Origin of the sequence: Polaribacter sp. (assembly GCF_024639685.1) — a bacterium.
In the GTDB taxonomy this organism is placed as follows: domain Bacteria; phylum Bacteroidota; class Bacteroidia; order Flavobacteriales; family Flavobacteriaceae; genus Polaribacter.
Genome location: NZ_JAHEHX010000019.1, coordinates 174,032 through 198,608 on the forward strand (window position 1 = coordinate 174,032; position 24,577 = coordinate 198,608).

Annotated in this window: 23 protein-coding genes and 1 pseudogene; 15 read left to right on the forward strand and 9 right to left on the reverse strand. The window is 30.1% G+C overall.

Translation table 11 applies throughout. The annotated features are described in order from the left end of the window. The 3 genes from Q0L44_RS06750 to Q0L44_RS06760 are packed head-to-tail and all read left to right on the forward strand — an operon-like array spanning position 1 to position 3,610. The gene (locus Q0L44_RS06750; protein ID WP_296636981.1) at positions 1-1,233 is read left to right on the forward strand and encodes an ABC transporter permease; all 1,233 of its coding nucleotides are present in this window, start codon (positions 1-3) and stop codon (positions 1,231-1,233) included. Positions 1,234-1,235: 2 nt separating this feature from the next. Further along, positions 1,236-2,480 (forward strand): ABC transporter permease, encoded by a 1,245-nt coding sequence (locus Q0L44_RS06755; protein WP_296636983.1) that lies wholly within the window; start codon positions 1,236-1,238, stop codon positions 2,478-2,480. A 17-nt stretch (positions 2,481-2,497) separates the two neighbouring features. Further along, the gene (locus Q0L44_RS06760) at positions 2,498-3,610 is read left to right on the forward strand and encodes an efflux RND transporter periplasmic adaptor subunit (protein WP_296636985.1); all 1,113 of its coding nucleotides are present in this window, start codon (positions 2,498-2,500) and stop codon (positions 3,608-3,610) included. 51 nt (positions 3,611-3,661) lie between these two features. Here Q0L44_RS06760 and Q0L44_RS06765 read toward each other — a convergent pair whose 3' ends face one another. Next, a complete protein-coding gene (locus tag Q0L44_RS06765; protein ID WP_296636986.1) occupies positions 3,662-4,477 on the reverse strand; it encodes a DUF1853 family protein in 816 nt (271 codons plus the stop codon). A 57-nt stretch (positions 4,478-4,534) separates the two neighbouring features. Here Q0L44_RS06765 and Q0L44_RS06770 point away from each other — a divergent pair, with 57 nt between their 5' ends. Continuing rightward, positions 4,535-5,209, forward strand: a complete 675-nt coding sequence (locus Q0L44_RS06770) for a DUF2461 domain-containing protein (RefSeq protein WP_296636987.1) — start codon at positions 4,535-4,537, stop codon at positions 5,207-5,209. Here Q0L44_RS06770 and Q0L44_RS06775 read toward each other — a convergent pair. Then, the gene (locus Q0L44_RS06775) at positions 5,202-6,539 is read right to left on the reverse strand and encodes an MATE family efflux transporter (protein ID WP_296636989.1); all 1,338 of its coding nucleotides are present in this window, start codon (positions 6,537-6,539) and stop codon (positions 5,202-5,204) included. The two genes, Q0L44_RS06770 and Q0L44_RS06775, sit on opposite strands and share 8 nt — an antisense overlap. A 104-nt stretch (positions 6,540-6,643) precedes the next feature. Between Q0L44_RS06775 and Q0L44_RS06780 the strand changes: the two genes are divergently transcribed. From Q0L44_RS06780 to Q0L44_RS06800, 5 genes and pseudogenes are all read left to right on the forward strand, one after another. Beyond that, a complete protein-coding gene (locus Q0L44_RS06780) occupies positions 6,644-7,039 on the forward strand; it encodes a thioesterase family protein (protein WP_296636991.1) in 396 nt (131 codons plus the stop codon). Between the two features lie 28 nt (positions 7,040-7,067). Further along, positions 7,068-8,189, forward strand: coding sequence for a DEAD/DEAH box helicase (locus Q0L44_RS06785; RefSeq protein WP_296636992.1), 1,122 nt, complete (start codon positions 7,068-7,070; stop codon positions 8,187-8,189). Further along, a pseudogene (locus Q0L44_RS06790) lies at positions 8,190-8,806 on the forward strand (trimeric intracellular cation channel family protein). Positions 8,807-8,808: 2 nt separating this feature from the next. Then, positions 8,809-8,997 (forward strand): MaoC/PaaZ C-terminal domain-containing protein, encoded by a 189-nt coding sequence (locus Q0L44_RS06795; protein WP_296636994.1) that lies wholly within the window; start codon positions 8,809-8,811, stop codon positions 8,995-8,997. Positions 8,998-9,008: 11 nt separating this feature from the next. After that, entirely contained in the window at positions 9,009-9,272 is a 264-nt protein-coding gene (locus Q0L44_RS06800) for a MaoC/PaaZ C-terminal domain-containing protein (protein WP_296636995.1), read from the forward strand. A gap of 43 nt (positions 9,273-9,315) precedes the next feature. Here Q0L44_RS06800 and Q0L44_RS06805 read toward each other — a convergent pair whose 3' ends face one another. After that, positions 9,316-12,699 (reverse strand): amidohydrolase family protein, encoded by a 3,384-nt coding sequence (locus Q0L44_RS06805; RefSeq protein WP_296636997.1) that lies wholly within the window; start codon positions 12,697-12,699, stop codon positions 9,316-9,318. Between the two features lie 125 nt (positions 12,700-12,824). Further along, on the reverse strand, positions 12,825-13,241 hold the full coding sequence (locus Q0L44_RS06810) for a hypothetical protein (RefSeq protein WP_296636999.1): 417 nt from the start codon (positions 13,239-13,241) through the stop codon (positions 12,825-12,827). 116 nt (positions 13,242-13,357) lie between these two features. Here Q0L44_RS06810 and Q0L44_RS06815 point away from each other — a divergent pair, with 116 nt between their 5' ends. Further along, complete coding sequence (locus Q0L44_RS06815; protein WP_296637000.1) at positions 13,358-13,801, forward strand: hypothetical protein; 444 nt, start codon at positions 13,358-13,360, stop codon at positions 13,799-13,801. Position 13,802: 1 nt separating this feature from the next. Then, the gene (locus Q0L44_RS06820; RefSeq protein ID WP_296637002.1) at positions 13,803-14,003 is read left to right on the forward strand and encodes a helix-turn-helix transcriptional regulator; all 201 of its coding nucleotides are present in this window, start codon (positions 13,803-13,805) and stop codon (positions 14,001-14,003) included. 9 nt (positions 14,004-14,012) lie between these two features. On the opposite strand, the gene Q0L44_RS06825 is transcribed toward Q0L44_RS06820, so the two are convergent. Genes Q0L44_RS06825 through Q0L44_RS06840 form a run of 4 tightly spaced genes read right to left on the reverse strand, consistent with a single transcriptional unit; the run spans position 14,013 to position 19,128 of the window. Beyond that, complete coding sequence (locus Q0L44_RS06825; RefSeq protein WP_296637003.1) at positions 14,013-15,413, reverse strand: TolC family protein; 1,401 nt, start codon at positions 15,411-15,413, stop codon at positions 14,013-14,015. Between the two features lie 30 nt (positions 15,414-15,443). Continuing rightward, positions 15,444-16,784, reverse strand: a complete 1,341-nt coding sequence (locus Q0L44_RS06830) for a biotin/lipoyl-binding protein (protein ID WP_296637004.1) — start codon at positions 16,782-16,784, stop codon at positions 15,444-15,446. Between the two features lie 6 nt (positions 16,785-16,790). Further along, positions 16,791-18,455, reverse strand: a complete 1,665-nt coding sequence (locus tag Q0L44_RS06835) for an ATP-binding cassette domain-containing protein (RefSeq protein WP_296637005.1) — start codon at positions 18,453-18,455, stop codon at positions 16,791-16,793. Next, a complete protein-coding gene (locus Q0L44_RS06840; protein ID WP_296637006.1) occupies positions 18,448-19,128 on the reverse strand; it encodes a TetR/AcrR family transcriptional regulator in 681 nt (226 codons plus the stop codon). The genes Q0L44_RS06835 and Q0L44_RS06840 overlap by 8 nt, the downstream gene beginning before the upstream one ends. Positions 19,129-19,513: 385 nt before the next feature. On the opposite strand from Q0L44_RS06840, the gene Q0L44_RS06845 reads away from it, so the two are divergent. Continuing rightward, on the forward strand, positions 19,514-19,966 hold the full coding sequence (locus tag Q0L44_RS06845; protein ID WP_296637007.1) for a cold shock domain-containing protein: 453 nt from the start codon (positions 19,514-19,516) through the stop codon (positions 19,964-19,966). Between the two features lie 50 nt (positions 19,967-20,016). Here the strand turns inward: Q0L44_RS06845 and aroB are convergent, their stop codons facing one another. Beyond that, the gene (gene aroB / locus Q0L44_RS06850; RefSeq protein ID WP_296637009.1) at positions 20,017-21,075 is read right to left on the reverse strand and encodes a 3-dehydroquinate synthase; all 1,059 of its coding nucleotides are present in this window, start codon (positions 21,073-21,075) and stop codon (positions 20,017-20,019) included. 89 nt (positions 21,076-21,164) lie between these two features. On the opposite strand from aroB, the gene Q0L44_RS06855 reads away from it, so the two are divergent. The 3 genes from Q0L44_RS06855 (at position 21,165) to typA (ending at position 24,522) form a co-directional block, all read left to right on the forward strand. After that, positions 21,165-22,328 carry a proline dehydrogenase family protein gene (locus tag Q0L44_RS06855; protein WP_296637010.1) on the forward strand — a complete coding sequence of 388 codons (1,164 nt, stop codon included), beginning with the start codon at positions 21,165-21,167 and terminating at the stop codon, positions 22,326-22,328. After that, positions 22,328-22,621 (forward strand): LETM1 domain-containing protein, encoded by a 294-nt coding sequence (locus tag Q0L44_RS06860; protein WP_296637012.1) that lies wholly within the window; start codon positions 22,328-22,330, stop codon positions 22,619-22,621. The genes Q0L44_RS06855 and Q0L44_RS06860 overlap by 1 nt, the downstream gene beginning before the upstream one ends. Before the next feature lie 128 nt (positions 22,622-22,749). Further along, complete coding sequence (gene typA / locus Q0L44_RS06865; RefSeq protein WP_296637013.1) at positions 22,750-24,522, forward strand: translational GTPase TypA; 1,773 nt, start codon at positions 22,750-22,752, stop codon at positions 24,520-24,522. Positions 24,523-24,577 lie beyond the last annotated feature (55 nt).

Here is a 24,577-nt window from a genome sequence, read left to right on the forward strand (position 1 = left end):
ATGTTTGATATAGATCGTTGGAGAGAAATTTTTCAAAGCATTAACAAAAACAGATTACGTTCAGTAATGTCTGGCTTTACTGTTGCATTCGCTATTTTATTATTTACATTACTTTTTGGTATTGTAAGTGGTTTAAGTAATACGTTTACAGAAGCATTTGCAGATGATGCACAGAATGCAATGTTTGTAAGAGTTTGGAAAACTACCAAACCTTATAAAGGGTTACAAACAGGAAGAACTATACAACTTAGAAATGGAGATTATAATTATGTAAATGATACTTATGGTAACAAAATACAATATAAATCTTCACGTATTTACAAAAACTTTAATCTAAAATATAAAAATGAGGCTGGTAATTACAGTGTAATGGCTGTTAACCCAGATCATCAGTTTTTAGAAAAAACAATCATTGACGAGGGAAGATATATTAACGAAAGAGATTTAAAAAATAAATCTAAGGTAATTGTAATTGGTAGATTAGTTAAAGAGGATTTATTTGGACAAAAGCCAGCTTTAGGTAAACGTTTAAATGTAAATGGAAGTTCGTATTTAATTGTAGGTGTATTTTCTGATGAAGGTGGTGATAATGAAGAGCGAAAGGCGTTTATGCCTTTAACTACAGCTCAAATGATTTATGGGAATAACGATTATATCAGTCAAATTGCATTAGGGTATAACCCGAAATTGAATTTAGACGAAGCTGTTGCGTTTGGAAATCAAATGGAACGAGATTTAAGAAATAAAATGAATATTCATCCAGATGATCAAAGTGCACTGTCAGTCCAAAATATGGCTGAAGCAAACAAGGGAGTAGGACAATTTATGGGAATATTATATGCTATTGTAATTTTAGTAGGTTCAGGAACTTTAGTTGCTGGTATTATAGGAATATCTAATATCATGATTTTTGTTATTAAAGAACGTACCAAAGAGTTTGGAATACGTAAAGCTTTAGGAGCAAAACCTTCATCTATAGTTGGTATTGTAGTACAAGAAACAGTTTTGATAACCACTTTAGCAGGTTATTTAGGATTATCTCTCGGCACCTATATTTTAAGTTTAATAGGAGATAGTTTAGAGGAAGATTATTTTATTAAAGACCCAAATGTTAGCACAGGTATTGTTATTGGAGCAACTGTGGTATTAATTATATCGGGTTTACTTGCAAGTTATATACCTGCAAAAAAGGCGGCAAATATTAAACCTATTGTAGCATTAAGAGCAGATTAACTATGAGATTTTTATTTGATTCAGATACTTGGCAAGAAATTTATGGAAGTATTCGTAAGAATAGAGTGCGAACTGCAATTACAATTATTGGTGTATTGTGGGGTATCTTTCTTTTAGTTGTTTTGTTAGGAGCTGCTAGAGGTGTAGATAATGGTTTCAAGAAAATTTTTGGAGACTTTGCAACAAATAGTGTCTTTGTTTGGACACAAGCTACAGACACACCATTTAAAGGATTTCAAGAAGGACGTAGATTTCGTCTTAAAATGAATGATATTGAGGCGTTAAAATCAGAATATCAAGAAGAAATTAAGTTTTTAGCTCCAAGAAACCAAACTAATAATTTAATCGTACATGATTTTAAATCAGGTAATTTTCAAGTAAGTGGAGATTACCCAATTTTAGATCAAATTCAAAAGAAAAAACTTATTGTAGGTCGTTTTATTAACGAAAATGATATTCTATCAACAGCTAAGGTTACTGTGATTTCTGAAAATATGTACAAACAATTGTTTGATAAAGGAGAAAAACCAATTGGAGAGTACATTAAAATTAATAGTATCAATTACAAAGTTGTAGGTGTATATGGACCTTCGAATGGAATTGACTTGGATGGAGATACAGCGTTCATACCTTTCACGACCTTTAAACGCGTATATAATACTGCTAATAATATTGATTGGATGGTTATAACAGCTAATCCAGGCATAGATATTGAGCAAATGGAAAGCGATGTAATCTTAACTTTAAAGAATTTACATAATGTTCATCCAGAAGATAAAAGAGCTTTTGGTTCATTTAATTTAGGTGTTCAAATAGCCAAAGTAACAGGGTTTTTAACAGGTTTGCAATTTATGACATGGTTTGTTGGTATTGCAACCTTAATTGCAGGAGTATTTGCAATTGGTAATATTTTATTAATCACTGTAAAAGAAAGAACACAAGAAATTGGAATTCGAAGAGCTCTAGGAGCAACTCCAAAAAGTATACGTCAACAAATTATATTAGAATCTGTTTTCTTAACAACAGTAGCAGGGATGTTGGGTATTATATTTGGAAGTTTTATTTTGTTTATAATCGATGCCACTTTTGGGCAAGGAGATGATGCAGCATTAATAAATCCTACTGTAAATATTCCAATAATCATTATAGCATTCGTAACACTAATTGTTTTAGGAACCTTAATAGGGCTTATACCTGCACATATGGCAACGCTTGTTAGACCAATAGAAGCATTAAGAGAAGAATAAATAATCAACTAAAAATCATGAGTAAAAGAGCGAAAATTATTTTAATTGTAATCGGATTATTATTTGTAGTAGCCTTAATTTGGTTCGGAAAAAAGAATAAAAAGAGTATTGTTGAGTACGAAACAGAATCTGCATTTAAAACTACAATAGTTAAAAAAACGGTAGCTACTGGTAAAGTAACACCTTTAGAGGAAATTGAAATTAAGCCACAAATAACAGGTATAATAGATAAAATAATGTTACTAGAAGGCTCTAAGGTTAAAAAGGGCGATTTAATTGCGACTGTAAGAGTTGTACCTAATGAGCAATCATTAATAAGTGCAAAAGGTAGAGTTAACAATATTAAAATTAGATTAGATAATGCTAAAATTCAGTATGATAGAAACAAAAATCTATTTGATAAAGGTGTTATTTCTCGTCAAGAATTTGAAAATGTAGAGTTAACTTACGATCAAGCAAAGCAAGATTTAAAAAATGCTCAGAATGATTATTTAATCATTAAAAGAGGTTCTGCAGGCACAGGTGGTTCAGCCAACACAAACATTATCGCTCAAATTTCTGGAACTATTTTAGAAATTCCTGTTAAAGAAGGAGATCAAGTAATACAGTCTAATAACTTTAATGCAGGTACAACAATTGCTTCTATTGCAGATATGAGTAAAATGATTTTTGAAGGTAAGGTTGATGAGTCTGAAGTTGGAAAACTTAAAAACGGTGCTGATATAGAAGTTTCAATAGGTGCTATAGAAGGTAAAAAATTCCCAGCAAAATTAAACTTTATTGCTCCTAAAGGAACAGAAGAAGCAGGTGCTGTGCAGTTTAAAATTAAAGCAGATGTATCTTTAGATGACAACTACTTTATTAGAGCTGGTTATAGTGCAAATGCAGATATTGTATTAGAGAAAAAAGACAGTGTTTTATCTATTAAAGAAGCTTTATTAAAGTTCGATAATAAAACTGAAGAGCCATATGTAGAAGTAAAAACTGGTGAGGGTACTTTTGAAAGAAAGACTTTAAAGTTAGGTACTTCTGATGGTGTTAATGTAGAGGTTTTAGAAGGAATTACTATAGATGATGAAATCAAGATTTGGAACAAAACTTCTGGAGTTAAAGAAGTAGGTAACAACTAAGATTACTACACAATATAAAATAAAAAGGAACTCAATTTTGAGTTCCTTTTTTTAAGGCCACCAAACAACAAAGCATTTAGAAAGTTCACCATTTTTTGATTTTATCCAAACTAAGGGTGAAAATTTTCTAAATTCGAACTCTTTTATTTTGACACTAAAATTGGCATATGTAATCCATGAGACTTGCTCTTGAGGTTTAATTAACCAATCTTTTTTAGAGGGAATATAAAATTTAGACTTTTTAAAATACCCTAGTTCTTTACGATTAATATAAAAACCTTGTTCGCAATCAGTATTCAATTTCGTTAACTGAATATGCTGCTTAGCATAAGGTAAAAATAACTGAGCCTTAAATAAGACCTCTTGCTTTACCTTCTCAACTTCAATGTCATATTCATCTAAATAAGGTTTACAATCATTAGAACAGAGCAGAGGTAACTGTTTCTCTTTCAGCTTATTTAACTTCTCAATAAGGGCGTCTTTTCTATTTGGTCCAATAAAATGTTCAATCTCAATTGTGCCAACTTTATCATCATACAAATAAAACTTGTAAATAATTTCTAAATGAACAGGTTTTTCGTTTCTAGTCAATAAACAATCTAGTTCTCCAAGAGTTCGTTTATCTTTTTGAATTTGTATGTTTTCTGCTAAAATACCAACCTCTTTTATTGTTGATAAATGATAAGATACAAAGCGTTCTATATATTTTCCTAAACGTATTTTGTCATCAATATTAATATCAATTTTATGTGATATAGAATCTAATTCAAATTGATGCAAACCAAATACTTCATACTCATTCCATAAGTTAGATGTGGCTAAATAGCCCTCATATCTTTTTTGTATTTCTTTTGTTTTAAAATCCATTTCTAATTCGAATTTACAATTTCTATTTTGTAACTTGAAATTTCTAAAGCTTATTAAATGACAATAGAAAAATCTACGTTTCAATTCTTAAAATATTTACGTAAAAACAACAATAGAGATTGGTTTGCAGATCATAAAGCAACTTATGAAAAAGCAAGGTTAAATGCCAAAGATGTCTTTGCAGAAGTATTAGAAAAACTAGAAGCGCATGATGAAATTGAGAAATCTAAGATGATGCGTATTTATAGAGATGTAAGATTCTCGAAAGATAAAACGCCTTATAAAGTTCATTTTTCGAATTCATATTCTAGATTAGGTGCATCTTTAAGAGGTGGTTATTTTTTACAGATTAGGCCTGGAGAATCTTTTTTAGCTGGTGGTTTCTGGGAACCTAGTAAAGAAGATTTGTTTAGATTAAGAAAAGAAATTGAGCAAGATTCCTCAGAGATTAGAGATATTTTAAGTGATAAAGAGTTCCAGAAGCATTTTGGAGATTCTTTTTATAGTTTTAGTGAATTAAACACGGCTCCTAGAGGTTTTGATAAAGAGCATAAAGATGTAGATCTTTTAAGAAAAAAAGGATTTATAGCTATGAAGAAGTTCTCTGATAAAGAAGTTTTAGATAAAAATTTCACTCAAAATGTAAACGAAGGCTTTTTAGCTTTAAGACCTTTCTTTAATTTGTTTAGTGATATTCTAACTACCAATTTAAATGGTGAATCTATCATTTAAGGTTTTGATCAACCTCTCTTTTTAAAACCAAAACAGTTACAATAGTAGAAAGCGTATCTGCAATAGGAAAAGACCACCAAACACCAGCAACACCATAATATTTAGGTAAGAAATACGCTAATGGAATTAAGAAAATCCCCTGTTTTAGTAAGGTTAGTATTAATGCAGGAATTGCTTTACCTGCTGCTTGAAAATAAGCAGAACCTATTAATTGCATGGTTACAATTGGCGTAACTAAAAAGACAATTAACATTGCATTGGGAGTTTCGCTTAATAGAGTAGTGTCATCTGTAAAAATCGAAATGATTTGTTCTTTAAAAATAACAATACCAATAAATATAATTGTACCTAAAATAGACCCAAAGTAAATCGATTTTTTAATGGTTTCTTTTACACGTTCATTTCTATTTGCGCCAATATTAAAACCTGCTACAGGCAAGAACCCTTGAGAAACTCCAAGAACTGGAGATAAAGCAAACATCATTACTCTGTTAATAATTCCGAAAATTGAAATAGATATTTCTCCTCCATAAGTAAATAAAGAATAATTAAGCACAATCATTAAAATACTAATGGCTCCTTGTCTTACAACAGAAACTCCACCTAATCCTACAATTTCTCTAACTATTTTTAAATCTAGTTTAAAGTTTTTTGGAATTATTTTTAACTCACTTTTATTTGATAAGAAGAGGTACAAAATATACAATCCACAACTAGCAAATGATATGGATGTAGCCAAACCAGCTCCTATCATTCCCCAATCAAAATACTTTATAAAAATAATGTCTAAAATAATATTGAGCACTGCAGGAATCATCATAGCATACATGGCAAATTTTGGTTTACCTTCTGCTCTTATTACAGGGTTACCCATCATTGCAAAGGCTAAAAATGGAACTCCGTAGATTACTAAAGCAAAATAGTCTGAGGCAATTGGCAAAATATCACCTTTTGCACCAAACAAATCTAGAATAGGCACACTAAAAAAGTTACCTATTAGTACAAAAATAATTGCCAAAATTAGGGTTAAACAGATTTGGTTTCCAAAGGTTAGAAAAGCTTTCTCAGAATTTTCTGCACCTAATGCTCTGGAGATAATAGAGCTACCTCCAATACCAATACCCATTCCTATAGAGGATATTAAAAAAGCAATTGGTAAAACCACTGTAATTGCAGCAATCGCTAAAACACCAATCCATTGCCCAACAAAAATGGTGTCTACAATCATGTTTAAAGACATTACAAGAATTCCAATGGTTGCAGGAACTGCTTGTTTTATCAATAATTTGCTAATTTTTTCTGTACCTAATTCGTTTGCTAATTGTGCCATACTTGAATGCAAATATCCTACTAAAAGTTTATTATATGGGTAAAGTATCATCAATATTAGCTATACCTAAGTAAATTTTTATAAGTTTACTGAAAATGAAAATTATGAATAATTTTTTCGAGGTAAAAATCGAAATTACAGCAGAAGATATAGATGATTTGAATCATGTAAACAATGCTGTTTATGTAAAATGGATGGATCATGTTGCCTTTAAACATTGGGAGCATTTAACCAAAAAAGAACCAATTACAGATACAATTTGGGTAGTGAGTAGACACGAAATAGATTATAAGAGTGAAGCTTTTTTGGGTGATGAAATTATTGCTAAAACTTATGTAGGTAATACAAGAGGAGTAACTTCTGATCGATTCATTGAGTTTTATAAAGGAGAAACACTTTTGGCAAAATCTAAAACTATTTGGGTTTTATTAGATGCTATAAGCTACAAACCTGTAAGAATTAGAGAAAATATTTTAAATCTATTGCAACCTTTTAAATAAAAGTATCTTTGCACAAAATTTAGATAGAATGTCAACATTTGCAGCATTAGGAATTAGAAAAGATTTCATAAAATCTATTAAAGAAATTGGTATTACAATACCTACAGATATTCAAGAGAAAGCAATACCTGTATTGTTAAAATCACCCACAGATTTTATTGGATTAGCACAAACAGGAACAGGAAAAACAGCTGCTTTTGGTTTGCCTGTTTTACATCATATAGATGCTAATTCAGAGCACATACAAGCCTTGATTTTATCGCCAACAAGAGAATTAGTTCAACAGATAAAAAAACAATTGTTTAAGTTTACAAAATATGTAGATGAGCGTATTTTTTTAGAAGCCGTTTTTGGTGGAGAAAAGATAGACAGACAAATGAATAATTTAAAGAGAACTACTCATGTTGTAATTGCAACTCCTGGTAGATTAATAGATTTAATTGAAAGAGGAGCTGCAGATATTAGCCATGTAAAAACAGTTATTTTAGATGAAGCAGATGAAATGCTAAGTATGGGGTTTAAACAAGATTTAAATAGAATCTTAAAATTCACTACAAAATCTGACAGAAAAACTTGGTTGTTTTCAGCTACAATGCCAGAAGAAATAAAGCGAATTGTAAAAACATATATGGATGCTAACGCTCCAAGAATTGAAATTAATAGAAACGCTTTAGTAAATGCAAATATTCGTCATCAATTTGTAAAAACAACTTTAAAAGAAAAGGTAGCAGACATTGTTACTTTTTTAGAGAAAAGACAAGCACAAAGAGGTATTATATTTTGTAGAACAAAAGCTGGTGCTCAAAACTTAGCAAAGCAATTGGTAGAAGAAGGTTTTTCTGCAGCAGCTTTAGAAGGAGATATGCAACAGAAAGAGAGAGATAAAGTGATGCGTGCTTTTAAAAATGAAAACTTACAATATTTAATTTCTACAGATGTTTCTGCACGTGGAATTGATGTTAGAGAGTTAGAATTTGTAATTCATCATCAATTACCAGAACAATTAGAATATTACACTCACAGAAGTGGAAGAACAGCAAGAGCTGGTAAAACAGGAACTTCTTTGGCGTTTATTTTACCATCAGAATTAGAAAAGATACATCAGATTCAAAAAGAACTGAATATTAAATTTACAGAAGTTACTGTGTAAATGACTTTAATTTATACCATAGATATTTTAGGAACTTTTGCTTTTGCAATTAGTGGAGCATTAGTAGCTTCAGATAAAAAGTTTGATTTGTTTGGTGTACTCATTATAGCCTTTGTAACTGCAGTTGGTGGAGGAATGTTACGCGATATTTTAATAAACGCACATCCTATAAATTGGATTTGCGATTTGAATTATCTATGGACTATTTTTTTGGCCGTTTTTTTAACTTTTTTATTTAAAAGTAAAATAGCTTATTTGAGTAAAACATTGTTTTTGTTTGATACCATTGGTATTAGTGTGTTTACACTACTAGGTCTACAAAAAGGATTGTCTTTTGATCTTCATCCTTTAATTGCTTTAATTATGGGTATGATTTCTGCTGTTTTTGGTGAGATGTGTTAACTAATAAAGTACCGTTAATTTTTGAGAAAGAAATTTATGCATCTGCTTGTTTGGCTGGTGGAATTTCTTATCTAGCACTTACTTTTCTGGAAGCTCTAAAAGATATTAACTTTATCATTTCTGCATCAGTTATCATCATAATTCGATTAATTTCTGTGAAGTATGAGCTAGAGTTACCAAAAATTAACGATGATCTATTTTCTAAAAAACAATAATTATGAAACCACAAGAATTTAAAAATTTCGAAGCGTTTAAACAAATTCTAGGTAAGGAGTTACCTAAAGGAGATTGGTATACCATTACTCAAGAAATGATTAACGATTTTGCCAATGCAACTTTAGACAAGCAATGGATTCATGTTGATGAAGATAGAGCAAAAAAGAATCACCATTTAAAAGTACAGTAGCTCATGGTTTTATGTCTGTAGCTATGATTTCTAAAATGTTAGAAGAAGCTTTTTCAATTAAAAGTGTAAAAATGGGTTTAAATTATGGATTGAATAAAGTTCGTTTTCCAAACCCTGTGCCTGTAAATAGCGAATTAAGAATGCTTAGTTCAGTAAAAGAAATTGAGCCTTTAGCAAATAATGGTATTAAAGTTACTTTTAGCTGTATAATAGAAATAAAAGGCCAAAACAAACCTGCTTGTGTAACGGAATTCTTAGCAGCCTTGTTTGAATAAAAAATATAAAAAAACTCTCAATGTAATATTGAGAGTTTTTAATTTAATTTTTAATTCCTGGTAAACCATTTGGTTTTTTCTGATGCCACCAAAAATCAGTTGCTTTTTGGTGTCTAGGATATACTTCATTCAAATTATTAGCATCATACAAACGTCCATTTTTCATAACTTGATAAATAGTATTTGTATTTCTAATATCGTCTAACGGATTTTTATCTAATATGATAAAATCAGCCATTTTTCCAATTTCTAAAGAACCAAGATCGCCATCTAAGCCTAACGATTTTGCACCTAAAATTGTTGCTGCTTTTAAGACATTCATTTTACTTGTACCTGAAGCTGTTGCCCAAAGTTCCCAATGAAAACCTAAACCTTGTAATTGTCCATGGCTACCAACACCTGTTAAACCACCTGCATTAATTAAATCTTCTACAAAGTTGGCATGTTTTGTAAATATGTGTTCTTCATCCATAAACCAACTTGGTCTTCTTCTAGATTTACTAGCTAAGTCTGTGTAAGGTGTAAAGTATTGTAACTTTTTATCATGATAAGGATTCTCTCTAGAGTAGAAATAATTTTCAGCCCAAGGTCCTCCATAAGAAACCAATAAGGTTGGTGTATAAGCAATTTGAGCTTCTGCCACAGATTGAATAATATCTTTGTATAAAGGAGTTACTGGGTATGAGTGTTCATGACCTGGATAACCATCTAATATTTCTGTAAGGTTTAATTTAAAATCTAAAGCTCCTTCTGTAGTTGGCATTAATTGTTGCTCTTTAGCAGCTTGAATTACCCATTGTCTGTGCTGTCTGTTACCAACAATGTACATTTTAATGGTATTCGTATTGTAATATTTGCTGTACTTTTTAAGCGCTTCTTTTGTCTGCTCATAGCTTTTTAAGTTATAAGCCCAATACCCTAAACCAGGTCCTGTAGAATAAGCTCTTGGCCCTAACATTTGCCCGGTTTTTACCAAATCAAAATACGTAAGTACATCTGTTGTACCTGTTTGTGGGTCTCTGGATGCTGTTACACCATAAGCAAGATTTGCTGCATAAGACCAAATTTGTTTTTTATGAATACCTGCATACGTTCTTAAATGAGAATGTGTATCTATAAAACCTGGAACAATTGTTTTTCCTTTGGCATTTATGATTGTAGCTTTTTTAGGAACATCTAAAGTCCCTGTTTTTCCTATTGCTTTAATTCTATTATTTACTACTAAAATATCTCCATTTTTAATCACTTTATCGCCATTCATGGTAATAATTCTTGCCCCTTGAATTAAGGCTGTTCCTTTAGGAATATCTCTCTGAATAGCAACGTTTACATCAATTTCTAATGGTTTGTATGTTGCATCATACTTATTTTTTTTAGCTGCTTCTTTATCTTTCTTTTCTTCTTCTTTTCTTTTTTCATCAGATAATTTAGAAAGTTCCTTTTTTCTAGCTTTCTTTTTATCCTTTTGGTCTTGTTCTAATTTTTTAGCTGCTACCAAATCATAACTAAAAAAGGCTTTACCTAAAGACCAATGCACACTGTTTCCATCTTTTGCCCAAGAAGGAAATTCACCTCCATAAGTTGTGAGCTTCCATGAAGGAAATGATGCAGAAGAAGGGTTAGATACAGAAATTGTTGGAGTTTGTCCATATTTAGGAACAGTTACCACATAAATATCATTGGTTATTAAAGCCATGGCTTTATCTCCTTCAGGAGCCATGTAAACTTCTACTGGTCTAGATGCATTGTTTCTTTCTTCAGTTACATCATCATCTATATGACCAAAATCTACCACGTCTTTATGAGAGTTACCAAATGTTACAATACCTTTTATACTTATAATTTTCTTCTCATCTGTTCCATCCCAACGAATTGAGCTTAGGCCAGAACCATTGCTTAAATAGATTCTATTATCATTCTTTACAAAATGAGGATTTCCTCTTCTATTTGTTTTAGTAATAAAGTTTATAGCACCTCCATCACCAGAAATCCATGCTAAATCTTCACCACCAGAAAAAGCACCTCTTGTATAGGCGTTTTTAAAGTTTTGCGCACTTCCTTTAGTAAAAACAATTCTATTGGTTTTTGCATCCCAAACTGGTGTATTGTACAATGCAGATGTAGTTGTTAGTTGAACAGGTTTACCACCTTTTGCACTTACTTTGTATAAATGACCTCCATCTTTATCAGACCAAGTTGTATACACTATTTCCTTTCCATCTGGAGACCAATTTGGTTGCATTTCATTCAAATCCATTTTGGTTAACCTTTTTGGTTTTCCATCAGGAAACTTCATAACATATAATTTGTTTAAAGCATTAAAAACAATTTGTTTTCCATCTGGAGAAGTCTTTGGATTTCTAATTTGATTTGCAAACATTTCTGGATCATCAGAAATAGGATATTTAAAGTCTAATTTTGGACCAATTGCCAAAGCTAAATCAACCTCAAAAGGAATTTCTATTGCATTATCACCAGAAACTGGTATTCTATAAATTTTACCTCCATAAGAAGCTAAAACTTCTTTATTATTAGGTGTAAAAGCCATTGCTGGTAATACTCCTAAAGAAGCAACAGATTCTTGTTCATCTCTTTGAATAGGATAGGCCAACCAATTTTCATCACCAGAAATTAAATCTCTTAAAACTAAACCTGTTTTTTCTTCATATCTAGATCCATATACCATATATTTTCCATCGCTAGAAAGAGTAGGAGTAAAGGCAGAACCATATCTAGAAGTTATTCTTGTAGATTTTCCTGTTTCTAAATCATATCTAGAAATTTGATATTGAGGTAATTGTGCATTGTAATTCCAGCCACCATTTCTGGTTGAATAGTAAATGTATTTGTTGTCTGCGCTAAAAACAGGTTCAACAGTTTTTAAACTTGCTGGTTCTTTTATGAGCTGTGTTCCACTACCTGCATCTTTATGATACAAATGTAATTTTAGGTTTCTTTTACCTTTTGCAGCTACTATATATTCTCCATCTGGAGACCAGGCTACAGATTCTACAGAGCCTCTTTTGTCTTTTGTAACTTGTTTTGTTTCTTTCGTTGCTAAATCTAAAATCCAAACATTGTCATTACCACTTCTATCAGAGGCAAAAGCGATACTTTTTCCATCAGGACTGTAACTAGGTTTAGTGTCTAGAGCCATGCCATCTGTTATTCTTGTGGCTTTACCACCAGAAAAAGGAATGGTATATAAATCTCCAAGCATGCTAAACATAATTGTTTCTCCATCTGGACTAATATCTAAGGAAAGCCAAGTTCCTTCTGTGGTATTAAAATTTATCATTCTACCACTTTCTAGTGATAGCTCTTTAAACTTTTCTTGACCAGATAAAGAATCTTTTTCTTGAGCGAAAGCAGTAAATGAAAGTATTCCTGCGATAAATGCAATTATAAAATTATACTGTAGTTTCATAGGTATGGAATTATTTTATTCTTTTAATTTAAATGTATTTATGATTTAGATTTTAACTAGGTTTTTAACGCTTTAAATTCTCAATAAAAAAACTGCATTAAGTAGCATTTATAACTTATCATTTTCTAATTTAAAATCCCTTCTGTGATACATCTTTTAGAGTACCAAATTAAAAAGATACAGAAGATAATAATCATTATTGGCATTACTACATTAGAAAGTGTTACTGTTGCTAACAAATAACCCTGTTGAGCAATGGCACAAATACCGGACATTAAAAAGAAGTAGTAAGCAATTTTTTTTCTAGCTAATAATAAAATACAAGCTAAACCACCTCCAAAAACAGCTATTGCAAATAAAGCTGTATACCAAGCAGGATATTCTACTAAAAACTCTGCTTGTTGTTCTTTTGGTAAGGTAGCAATCATTTCTTCTGTCATGAAAGCTTGAATTAAATAAGCTCCAACTCCCATTAAATTCCAAATAAGAGCTAATACTCCAATAATATAAAATTTAGGGCTTGGTTTTTTTTTGATACTCATGATGTTATTTTTTGGTTGATTTTTTAAAAGTAATAAAAAATTTGTAAAATCGTAAAATGTAAATTATATTTGTCATTATATAAAAAAAATTTGTCAATTTGTAAAATAAAGTTAAAATGATAAAGCAATCAATTTGTGAAAAAGAAAAGAGTTATGTAGAGAAAATGAATAAATTTCAACTACAACATAAATATAAAAAAGTAGGTTATATCATTTCGTTTGCTGCTTTTTCCTTAATGATTGTAAAGAAGTTTGTTGATGAACCTAGCTGGGTGAAGCCTGTTTTATCTGGTATTTTATTAGTAGGTATGCTATTTATTTCTTTGGCAAAAGAAAAACTAGAAGATAAGTATTTAGAGAGTTTACGTTCTCAATCATATAGAATTGCATTTATTCTTGTTATTCTTTATGCTCTAGTAAAGCCTTTTATCAATTTTGGAGTGGGATTGTTGTTTGATGAAACTGAAAAATTAGAGGGGTTAAATTATTTTCAGATTTTGTTTTATATGCTAGTTGTTCAATTAATGGTTTTTTGGCAATTAAAAAGAATGAATAGATAAGATGAAGAATACACTCAAAGTACAGCGTGCTATTTTGAATATAACTCAAGATGATTTAGCAAAAGAAATTGGAGTATCAAGGCAAACTATTAACTCCATTGAGAAGAACAGATATGTGCCAAGTACAGTTTTAGCATTAAAACTATCATCAGTTTTTAAAATACCTGTGAATGAGTTTTTTAAATTAGAAGATGATGACTAAGAGTGTTTTTTAATCTGCAATTGTAATAACAGCTGTTTTAAATAGTTTCGCTTTTGTTTTTAAAAAGTTGTTTTCTAATTCAATTGCCTTGAGTTCATTTTCAATAAGCTTCGCTTCTCTAGAATTTACTAAAAATAAAGAGCTTTCACCTAAAAAAAACTTGCGCTCTTCTGCTTTTAAAAGCGTACTATAATCTTTTACAATGTCAATTATATAATCATTCTGAACATAATAAGATTCTAGTTCTTGTTGAACAGCATTTACTTTATTTCTTATTGTAACCTTTGTGGCTTCGTTTTCAAATTCAGCATCCATTAATTTAGCCTTTGCTAGTTTTAAGTCTCCTCTTTCTTTTCTTAAAAATATAGGAAGTGTAAACCGGATACCTGCTTTGTAATTGTCTATATTAAAAGAATTTTGTTGCCTAGGAGTTTGTGTTAAAAAATTATACTGAGCATCTAATTCGGGTAAAAGATTATTAGTTTTTAAACGTTTATTAACTTTAAGGCCGCTAATTTTATAGTTTAAAGATTTTATTTTCGGATGATTATCTATATCAAAATTAGCATTATTAAACAAAGCAATGTTAAGCGTTGTATCTATAGCGTTTAATGTTTTTACATCAGGTATAATATTTTCTTGTAATTCTACTGGTGTATTGTTATTTAACCATAAAAAATTTGACAATTCTAAAGATGCTTTTACCAATTGTATTCTCGCCTTTTCTAAGTTTAATATTCTATTTTTTAAAGTTATTCCTGCTTCTAAGGTATCTATTGCAGTTTTATCTCCATTCTTGTAAGCTGTTTTTGTGCTTTCGAAACGAAAAAGAGCATTTTTTAAAAAGCTACGATAAACATTTTGATCGTTAAAAATTTTCAACCATTTAAAATAGGCAAGAGAAGCATTAAATAAAATTTCGTTTACTAGTATTTGTTGGTCTTCTTTGGCTTGATTTACAAATAACTTTGCTTGTTTTAAATCTGCCATTCTTTGGTTAATTAATAACCCTTTAAGTAAGGAAGCAGAAACTCCTGCAGCATATAAACCATTTGTTGGAACGTTTGCTTCTGGATTTAAAAATAGGCCATTATTATTTTCAAAATTTGCTTTGAATTCTAATCCATAATAAGTCGGAATTTTAAAAATACCTTTTAAGTTATTGTAATATTCTTTTTCCTTAAATTGTTTATTATCAAAGTCAACTTCAATTTTTGGGTCAAATGCGCCTCTAGCTTTAAGAAGTTTAGCTTCACTGTTATTAATTACAAGATTTGCTTGCTTAACAATTGGATGGTAATTTTTAACGTATCCCAAAAACTCTGATAAAGATAAAATAGAACTTATCTTTTCTTGTGAATAGTTGTTTTGTACAATAAGTAAAAAAAGAAGATAAATAACTTTTTTCATGAATCAAATTCTTTTTTATTTCTATTTATTTTATTTTGTAGTTTCGCTATCTGGTTGATAATAGTTAGGAGGAAAGCTGTTCAGTTGTCTCCATAACTCGAACCAAATAGGTACGTCTTCTAGAAGTGCAATAGTTTTTGCACCAGAACCAACTCTAATAGCTGTTGGCCAGGTGTGATCTTCTTTATCTGGAGCTAATAGAATTCTATATTTTCCGTTTTTGCTTATAAAGTTTTCTATAGCTACCACTTTTGCTCCGTAAGTTCCGTAAGAAACATTAGGCCAACCACTAAATACAATTGCAGGCCAACCGTCAAACTGTACTCTAACTTTTTCTCCGATATGAATTAGAGGCAAATCTATTGGTCTAATAAATGTTTCAACCGCTAAATCATATTGAGCAGGCATAATACCAACAATTTCTTCACCTTCTTTAAAAGTAACACCAATACCTCCTTTTATAGCTTTATTTATGTAGCCATTTAGTGATGCTTTCATATAAAGCAAACTACTTCTTACTTTATAATTACTATTGTTGTTTTCTAGTTTAGATACTTGAGCTACAGCATCAAAACCATTTGATTGTGCTGTAAATTTATCACTTTGAGCTTTAGAAATTTTATAGGCATAATTCGCTTTAATTCTAGAAATTTCCATAGCTGCATTTAATACTTCATTTTTTGCTGCTAACAATTTATTTTCTTGCTCAATTATTTTAGCCTCTGTGGATTGAAGTTTTAGTTTTTTCTCTTCTACATCTTTTACAGCTTTAATGCCTTCTTTTTCTAAAGTAAAGTCACGATTGTATTGACTTTGTGCAATTTTTAAATTGGTTTTAGCTGCTTCAAAAGCTATACTATCGCTTTGTACTTTTAGTTTAGATTGCAATAATTTATTTTTTGCTTGTTCTAGTTTTAAAATACGTTCTTCTTCTAATGCATCAATTTGTCTATCTAAAGCATCCACTTTAAATTTGTAAGCCCCAACAGACGAGTTTTTAGCACTAATTTGTTCATTGGTTCTTTCAATTAATCTATTATCAAAATACTCACTTTTAACTTCAGATATTCTTAGTATAGTATCTCCTTTTTGTACATAATCTCCTTCTCTTACAAACCACTGTTCTATTCTTCCAGGTATTTGTGATTGTAAAGTTTGTGGTCTTTGTTCTGGAGTTAAAGTAGTTACAATACCTTTTCCAGAAATATTTTGAGTCCAAGGTAAAAACAAGAAAATAATTCCAATGATAGCTGCAGCTAATAAGAATTTATTGAAAGCTTTATAATATTCTTTCTTATAAACTCGATATCCGGATTTAAATTTTTTTAAATCTACTAGCTTATGGATTTGATTGTTAGATATGTTTAACATTATATACTAGTTTATAGATTTAATTTCTCCTTTATCTATAGTAATAGTTTGGCTACATTCTGTTCTCCAAACCTCTTTACTACTTACCACAATTAATGCCCATGACCTTTTACTGTCAGTTAAATATTTAACAATACTTTGGGTTTCATTCACGTTAAATTGATCTAATGGATCTTCTAGGATCATAATTTTAGGTTCTTTAATAATAGCCCTAGCTAATATTATTTTCTTAGCAATGGTATATGACATTTGCTTTCCTTCGGCATTAAGAATAGTGTCCAATCCATTTGTCTGTTCTTTTAAAAAATGTGATAATCCCACTACATCCAAAATTTCAAATATTTTTGAGTCTTTCACTTTTTCTTTACCAAAGATTAAATTCTCTCGAATACTGCCTTCAAAAGGAGTCTCATCAGACAAAGAAAGCCCTAATTGAGATCTGTAATGATTTAAATGTAAACTACCTAGTGATAAATTGTTTACATATATATTTCCAGCAGTTGGTTCTATAACACCAGAGATTAAGCGTAATAAGCTAGATTTACCTGCACCACTTTCTCCAAAAATTAAAATCCTACTATTTGGATTAATTTTTAAGGATACATTTTTTATAATATGTTTTTTTCTGTTGGTTACTATATAAGAAACTTCATCTAATTCAACTATAAGTCCTTCTTTAAAAATTGGTTTTTCACCTTTTTGTGACTCTAAATCTTTATCTACAACTTGACCTATTTTTTCTATCGAAGTTAATACATCGTAAAAAGATTCTAAACCAATAATTAGTTTCTCTACAGAAGCAATAACCAACAGTATTATAATTTCTGCCGCAACAAATTGTCCTATATTCATTTCTTGATTTAAAACCAATGCACCACCAATTAATAATAAACTAGCAGTTACAATTACTTTAAAACCAATCATTTGCGTAAATTGTAAGATTAAGATCTTAAAGTGGTTTTCTCTAGCTTCAATATATTTATCAACCAACTCATCATTTTTTGACATTGCTAAATTGGTGTTTCCAGATAATTTAAAACTTACTACTGTTCTAGCCACTTCTTGTATCCAATGTGCAACTTTATATTTAATTTTAGATTCAATTAAACTAGTTTCAAGTCCTTTTTGGGCAGTAAATTTAAAAACCACATAGATTAATAGTAATAAAAGAATACCAAAAATTATAAAAAAAGGATGATAAAAAGATAGTAAAATTAATGCAAAAATGATTTGTAATACTGCAGTAGGTACATCAATTAAAATTTTTGAAAGACCTTTTTGTATTGATAATGTATCAAAAAACCGATTGGCCAACTCTGGTGGATAATATTCTCGCAATTCAATCATCTTTATTTTTGGAAAACGATAACTTAATTCGAAAGAAGCTCTCGTAAAAATACGTTGTTGTATGGTTTCAATTATTCTTAACTGCATTAATTGTAATGCCCCAGAAAATATAACTCCAATAGTTACTGCAACCACTAAAATAATCCACGATGTAGATATTTGGGCTCCTTGTATTAAGTTGATTATTGCTTGTATACCAAGAGGTAGAGAAAGTGAAACTATTCCTCCAAAAATAGCATAATAGAAAATTTGAAAAATCTCTCTTTTTTCTAATTTTAAAAGCCCTAAGAATCGAAGCCAAGGAGTAAGTTTATTTTTATTCATTGTTGTTTAATGTTTGAAATACTAGATTCAAAAAGAATTTTGTAGGTGTTTTGTGATTATCACAATTGGTAATAGAAGGGAAATGACTATTTAAAAAGTGTTGATGTAAGCTGCCTTCTATAATTGTGCTCGCTAGACTTAATGCAAATTTATAATGTGAATTTACATCTAATATCATACCCTCTAAGCGAGTAACTAATCTTTTGTAAATTTGAAAATAACCTTCTTTATTATCATTATCTACCTCTTTTGTTAAAAAAGATTTTGAACTTTCGTTTACTATAATTTTGTATAAAATAGTTTCATTTATATGAGAGAAATTACTGTCCTTTTCTACTGTTCTGGTAAGTATTTTGATTGCTTTTTCTAATTTTTCTTCTTGATTTGATATGCTAAAAGTTTCTATAACTAATTGGTATTCTAACCATGCCCAGTACCATGAAGACAAATACAATAATAACTTATGTTTACTTTCAAAATACCTGTAAATAGAACTTTCATTAGATCCAATTTTAGTTCCTAGTTTCTTAAATGTAAAGTTTTCAAATCCAATATCATTAATAATAATAATACTATTTTCGATGATTCTTTTCCCTAATTTAGAAGTCTCAGGGTCTTTTATAAATATTTTATCTGGTACAGATATTTTTAATGTTGTTAATAAATCTTTCATAGTTTCGATATTTGTACGCAAATATAATAGTAACACTATTAATTTAAAGTAGTATTCCGATTTTTAATGATTTTTTAACATTTAAATATTTTATATGTTTGTTTAGATAAATTTTTTATCCATTTAAGTTTTAAAGTTTAATTTCTATTTCAATTATTTTGCAAATTTTAGATAAACAGATAGTATTCAAGGTTAAAAAATTGAAATAAGCAGTTTACTATTTCAAGTAAGGTTTTTTTTAATATCTTTGTGAGGCTAATTCTCTTTAGTCTATAAACAACCATAACACTATCTAGGTTTATGTTGTTTTTATACAATTACATTATTTAATTGTACATCTTAGGGATAGCATCAAACAAGTACATAAAATCAGTTATATAAGTTAATGGCAAAATCGCAACAAACATTTAGTAAAAGTGAAAAAGAAAAAAAACGTTTAAAAAAACGAGAAGACAAACGTAAAAAAATGGAAGCAAGAAAAGCTGCTAAAGATGAAGGTGGAACTTCTGGAATACAGTTTGCTTACGTAGATCATAACGGAAACTTAACAGATACTCCACCAGATCCAGAGTTAAAAGTAGAGTATGAATTAGAAGACATTCAGATTTCTACTACTAAAAAAGAAGATTTACCAGAGGAAGATCCTGTTAGAAAAGGTAAAGTTAATTTTTTCGATTCTTCTAAAGGTTTTGGTTTTATTATCGATTTAGATAATGGGGAAAAATATTTTACACACGTAAGTGGTTTAATAGATACTATTGCAGAGAATGATAAGGTTTCTTTTGAGTTAGAGAAAGGAATGCGTGGAATGAATGCTGTAAAAGTGAAAAAAGTATAAGTGTTTACTTATTAATATATTAAAAGCCCATATATTTATGATGGGCTTTTTTATGCGTTATAGAATTGTAAACTTTCTTTTATTAATACTTCAGGCACTCTACAATCTAATTTAAAGTCTTCAAAATCGTTTAGAAGCACAAAATTTACTTGGCCATTTACATTTTTCTTGTCGTGTTTTAACAAATTAAGAATGGCTGTAAAATCTTCTTCTAATAATTGGGTTTTACCATAAATAGAGTTTACAACTTCTTTTAAAGCATGTAATTTATCGATAGGGAAATGCAATAGCTTTTTAGAAATATAACTTTCGCAAACCATTCCTATAGCTATAGCTTCACCGTGTGTTAAATTTTCTTTATTTTCAGATTCTAAGTAAAAAGATTCTATAGCATGACCAAGTGTATGTCCAAAATTTAAAATTTTACGTAAATCTTTTTCTTTTGGATCTTTTAAAACCACCTCATTTTTAATTTCTACAGACCTAAAAATTAAATCACTAATATTATTTTCTTTGTTCTTTTTAATGTGTTCAAATAAAGACACATCATAAGTAACTCCATATTTAATAATCTCTGCCATTCCAGATTTAATTTCCCTTTCTGTAACAGTCGTTAAATATTGATAGTCTACAATCACCATCTGCGGATTTGCAAACAAACCAATTTGGTTTTTTAACACGCCTAAATCTACCCCAGTTTTTCCTCCAACAGAAGCATCAACCATAGATAACAGGGTAGTAGGTATATTCACAAAATCAACTCCCCTTTTAAAACAAGACGCCACAAAACCTCCCATATCTGTAATAACCCCACCTCCTAAAGTAATTACCAAACTTTTTCTATCTCCTCCCAACTCTGTAATGGCATTCCAAATATCAACACAGATCTCTAGATTTTTATTGATTTCACCAGATTTAATTTCTATAATTTCAATGGTTTTGTTGGTCTTTAAATTTGAAATAAATTTAGGATAACAATGTTTCTTAGTATTTTCATCTACCAAAATGAAAAGAGTTGAGTACTCTTTTTCTTGTATTAATTTTAATAACTCTTGATAGCTTTCTTCTTGAAAATGAACAGGGTAAGAAATAGCTTTTATGGTTTTCATTTTTTGTTAAATTGAGTTTGCAAAATAACTAGAATTTATATAAAAATTACTATCCAAACACTATATTTGTAATACTAAATCGATATAGTATGAAACTTTTTGACAATACAGAAGTTGCATTTGCATTAAAATCGGATTCACAGTTAGAACGTGCTTATTTTTTGTTCAAAATGATACAAAATCAACCTATGGTAAAAATAGGAAGTGCTGTTACTAATTTTGCTTTAAAGGTACATTTACCTATAGAAGGTTTAATTCGTTCTACAGTGTTCGATCATTTCTGCGGAGGAGTTACAGAAGACGATTGCTTACCTATTATAAAAAATATGTATTGCAATGGTAAAGTGCATAGTGTATTAGATTATTCTGTAGAAGCTAAAGACAAAGAAGCTAGTTTTAATGAAGCTTTACAAAAGATTCTTAAAATTATAGATTTCTGTGCTGAGAAAAAGTCAATTCCTTTTGCTGTATTTAAACCTACAGGATTTGGACGATTCGCTTTATATCAAAAATTATCTGAAGGTAAAGAACTTACAGAAAAAGAAGAAATTGAGTGGATTCAAGTCATAAAAAGGTTTCATAAAGTTTGTCAGGTTGCTGTAGAAAAAGATGTACCATTATTAATTGATGCAGAAGAAAGTTGGATGCAAGATGCAGCTGACGAACTTATTGAAGAATTAATGGAAACGTATAATACCAAAAAAGCCATTGTATTTAATACCTTACAGATGTATAGACATGATAGAATGGATTATCTTATGGCCTTACATTCTAAAGCAAAGGCGAAAGGTTTTCATATAGGTATTAAAGTGGTTAGAGGTGCTTATATGGAGAAAGAACGCCAAAGAGCAGAAGAAAAAGGATACAGATCACCTATTTGTGCAGATAAAAAAGCCACAGATGAAAACTTTGATAAAGCCATTAAATACATGATGGATAATTCTCACATGGCTTTATTTGCTGGTACACATAATGAAGAAAGTTCTTATTTATTAATAGATTTAGCAAAAAAGTATCAGCTAAAAGTAAATGATAACAGACTTTGGTTTGGGCAATTGTTTGGTATGAGTGATCATATTAGTTACAATTTAGCCAACCAAGGATATAATGTAGCAAAGTACTTACCTTTTGGCCCAGTAAGAGATGTAATGCCATATTTAATAAGAAGAGCTGAAGAAAATACTTCTGTAGCTGGCCAAACTAGTAGAGAATTAAACTTACTGCAAACAGAGCGTAAGCGCAGAAAATTATAATGAAAACTGTAGAGGAAATAAGAACCTTATTGTACAAAAACAAATTACGATTGCATCAAGAACTTATGCAAAGTAAAGAAGCTTTGTTCATAATTCGAAAATCTACTCACTCTAAATTAACGCAAGAAGAAAAAATAAAAATAAAAATTCAAGTTTTAGACATTTGTAAATCAATTCCAGCTTTAACAGTCTTTCTCTTACCAGGAGGTGCCATTCTGTTACCTATTTTAATTAAATTAATCCCAGATATTTTACCTTCTGCTTTTAAAGATGATGAATTAGAAAATAATTAACATCCTTATCCGTTACTTTTTTAATTTTTTAGATTTGTAATCTAAAACTTAACAATAAAATAATTAGGTATAAAACGTGTAAATCACATAGAAACAACTACTTTTGCACGAAATTTAAGAAATTATAAATGCAATCAATCAGAAACATCGCAATTATTGCGCACGTAGATCACGGTAAAACTACGTTAGTAGATAAGATTATAGACCAAGCAAAAATTTTAGACGATCGTAAAGAGCGCACAGATTTATTATTAGATAATAATGATTTAGAACGTGAAAGAGGAATTACTATTCTTTCTAAAAACGTTTCTGTAAATTATAAAAATACCAAAATAAATGTTATTGATACTCCTGGTCACGCTGACTTTGGAGGAGAAGTAGAGCGTGTTTTAAAAATGGCTGATGGTGTTTTATTATTAGTTGATGCTTTTGAAGGGCCAATGCCTCAAACTCGTTTTGTATTAGGTAAAGCTTTAGAATTAGGTTTAACACCAATTGTAGTTGTAAACAAAGTAGATAAAGAAAACTGTACACCAGATTTAGTTCACGAAAAAGTGTTTGATCTTATGTTTGCCTTAGAAGCAACAGAAGAACAATTAGATTTTACAACTATTTATGGTTCAGCTAAAAATAATTGGATGTCTACAGATTGGAAAAACGAAACTACAGACATCGTTCCGTTATTAGACGCAGTCCTAGAATCTATTCCTGAAACAAAATATAATGAAGGTACACCTCAAATGCAAATTACCTCTTTAGATTTTTCTGCATTTACAGGAAGAATTGCAATAGGTCGTATTTTTAGAGGTGACTTAGAGGCTGGAAAAGATTATATGTTATGTAAAGCAGATGGTTCTACGAAAAAAGTTAGAATTAAAGAATTACACGTTTTTGAAGGGATGGGTAAGGTACAGGTAGACAAAGTACCTTGTGGAGATATCTGTGCAATTACAGGGATTGAAGATTTTGAAATTGGTGATACTATTGCTGATATAGAAAACCCTGAAGCGTTGCTAAGAACAGAAATTGACAAGCCAACAATGAGTATGTTGTTTACCATTAACAATTCACCTTTCTTTGGTAAAGAAGGTAAATTTGTAACTTCTCGTCATTTACGTGACAGATTGTTTAAGGAAATGGAAAAGAACTTAGCATTAAGAGTAGATACTACAGATTCTGAAGACAAGTTTAATGTTTTCGGTCGTGGAGTTTTACACTTATCCGTATTGATTGAAACAATGCGTAGAGAAGGATATGAGTTACAAGTAGGTAGACCACAAGTAATTATTAAAGAGATTGATGGTGTAAAATCTGAACCTTATGAAACATTATCTATTGATGTTCCAGAAGATGTTGCTTCTAAAGCTATTAACTTAGTTTCTTTAAGAAAAGGAGATTTATTAGTAATGGAGCCTAAGGGAGATTTACAACATTTAGAATTTACTATTCCTTCTAGAGGATTAATTGGTTTACGAAATAAGATTTTAACAGCAACTGCTGGTCAAGCAATTATAAATCACCGTTTTTCTGAATACGGACCTTTTAAAGGGGAGTTTTCTGAAGATATTAAAGGTGCTATTGTTTCTTCTGCTGCAGGTAAAGCAACTGCCTATGCAATTGATCGTTTACAAGACAGAGGACGTTTCTTTATAGATCCTAACCAAGAAATTTACATCGGTCAGGTTGTAGGTGAAAACAGTAAGGATACAGATATGGGTGTGAACTTAATTAAAGGTAAAAAGTTAACAAACGTTCGTTCTTCTGGAACAGATGATAGTGTAAAGATTGCTCCAAAAACAGATTTCTCTCTAGAAGAATGTATGGAGTATATTAAAGGTGATGAGTATTTAGAAGTTACTCCAGAGAATTTACGTATGCGTAAAATTCAATTTAGACCTTAGATTAAAAATTACATGAATATAAAAAAGCCCAAGATTTTTTCTTGGGCTTTTTTAT

Coding starts and splice junctions, on each gene's coding strand:
- Q0L44_RS06750 (WP_296636981.1), top strand. CDS start 1: ATGTTTGATATAGATCGTTGGAGAGAAATTTTTCAAAGCATTAACAAA.
- Q0L44_RS06755 (WP_296636983.1), top strand. CDS start 1,236: ATGAGATTTTTATTTGATTCAGATACTTGGCAAGAAATTTATGGAAGT.
- Q0L44_RS06760 (WP_296636985.1), top strand. CDS start 2,498: ATGAGTAAAAGAGCGAAAATTATTTTAATTGTAATCGGATTATTATTT.
- Q0L44_RS06765 (WP_296636986.1), bottom strand. CDS start 4,477: ATGGATTTTAAAACAAAAGAAATACAAAAAAGATATGAGGGCTATTTA.
- Q0L44_RS06770 (WP_296636987.1), top strand. CDS start 4,535: ATGACAATAGAAAAATCTACGTTTCAATTCTTAAAATATTTACGTAAA.
- Q0L44_RS06775 (WP_296636989.1), bottom strand. CDS start 6,539: ATGGCACAATTAGCAAACGAATTAGGTACAGAAAAAATTAGCAAATTA.
- Q0L44_RS06780 (WP_296636991.1), top strand. CDS start 6,644: ATGAATAATTTTTTCGAGGTAAAAATCGAAATTACAGCAGAAGATATA.
- Q0L44_RS06785 (WP_296636992.1), top strand. CDS start 7,068: ATGTCAACATTTGCAGCATTAGGAATTAGAAAAGATTTCATAAAATCT.
- Q0L44_RS06795 (WP_296636994.1), top strand. CDS start 8,809: ATGAAACCACAAGAATTTAAAAATTTCGAAGCGTTTAAACAAATTCTA.
- Q0L44_RS06800 (WP_296636995.1), top strand. CDS start 9,009: ATGTCTGTAGCTATGATTTCTAAAATGTTAGAAGAAGCTTTTTCAATT.
- Q0L44_RS06805 (WP_296636997.1), bottom strand. CDS start 12,699: ATGAAACTACAGTATAATTTTATAATTGCATTTATCGCAGGAATACTT.
- Q0L44_RS06810 (WP_296636999.1), bottom strand. CDS start 13,241: ATGAGTATCAAAAAAAAACCAAGCCCTAAATTTTATATTATTGGAGTA.
- Q0L44_RS06815 (WP_296637000.1), top strand. CDS start 13,358: ATGATAAAGCAATCAATTTGTGAAAAAGAAAAGAGTTATGTAGAGAAA.
- Q0L44_RS06820 (WP_296637002.1), top strand. CDS start 13,803: ATGAAGAATACACTCAAAGTACAGCGTGCTATTTTGAATATAACTCAA.
- Q0L44_RS06825 (WP_296637003.1), bottom strand. CDS start 15,413: ATGAAAAAAGTTATTTATCTTCTTTTTTTACTTATTGTACAAAACAAC.
- Q0L44_RS06830 (WP_296637004.1), bottom strand. CDS start 16,784: ATGTTAAACATATCTAACAATCAAATCCATAAGCTAGTAGATTTAAAA.
- Q0L44_RS06835 (WP_296637005.1), bottom strand. CDS start 18,455: ATGAATAAAAATAAACTTACTCCTTGGCTTCGATTCTTAGGGCTTTTA.
- Q0L44_RS06840 (WP_296637006.1), bottom strand. CDS start 19,128: ATGAAAGATTTATTAACAACATTAAAAATATCTGTACCAGATAAAATA.
- Q0L44_RS06845 (WP_296637007.1), top strand. CDS start 19,514: ATGGCAAAATCGCAACAAACATTTAGTAAAAGTGAAAAAGAAAAAAAA.
- aroB (WP_296637009.1), bottom strand. CDS start 21,075: ATGAAAACCATAAAAGCTATTTCTTACCCTGTTCATTTTCAAGAAGAA.
- Q0L44_RS06855 (WP_296637010.1), top strand. CDS start 21,165: ATGAAACTTTTTGACAATACAGAAGTTGCATTTGCATTAAAATCGGAT.
- Q0L44_RS06860 (WP_296637012.1), top strand. CDS start 22,328: ATGAAAACTGTAGAGGAAATAAGAACCTTATTGTACAAAAACAAATTA.
- typA (WP_296637013.1), top strand. CDS start 22,750: ATGCAATCAATCAGAAACATCGCAATTATTGCGCACGTAGATCACGGT.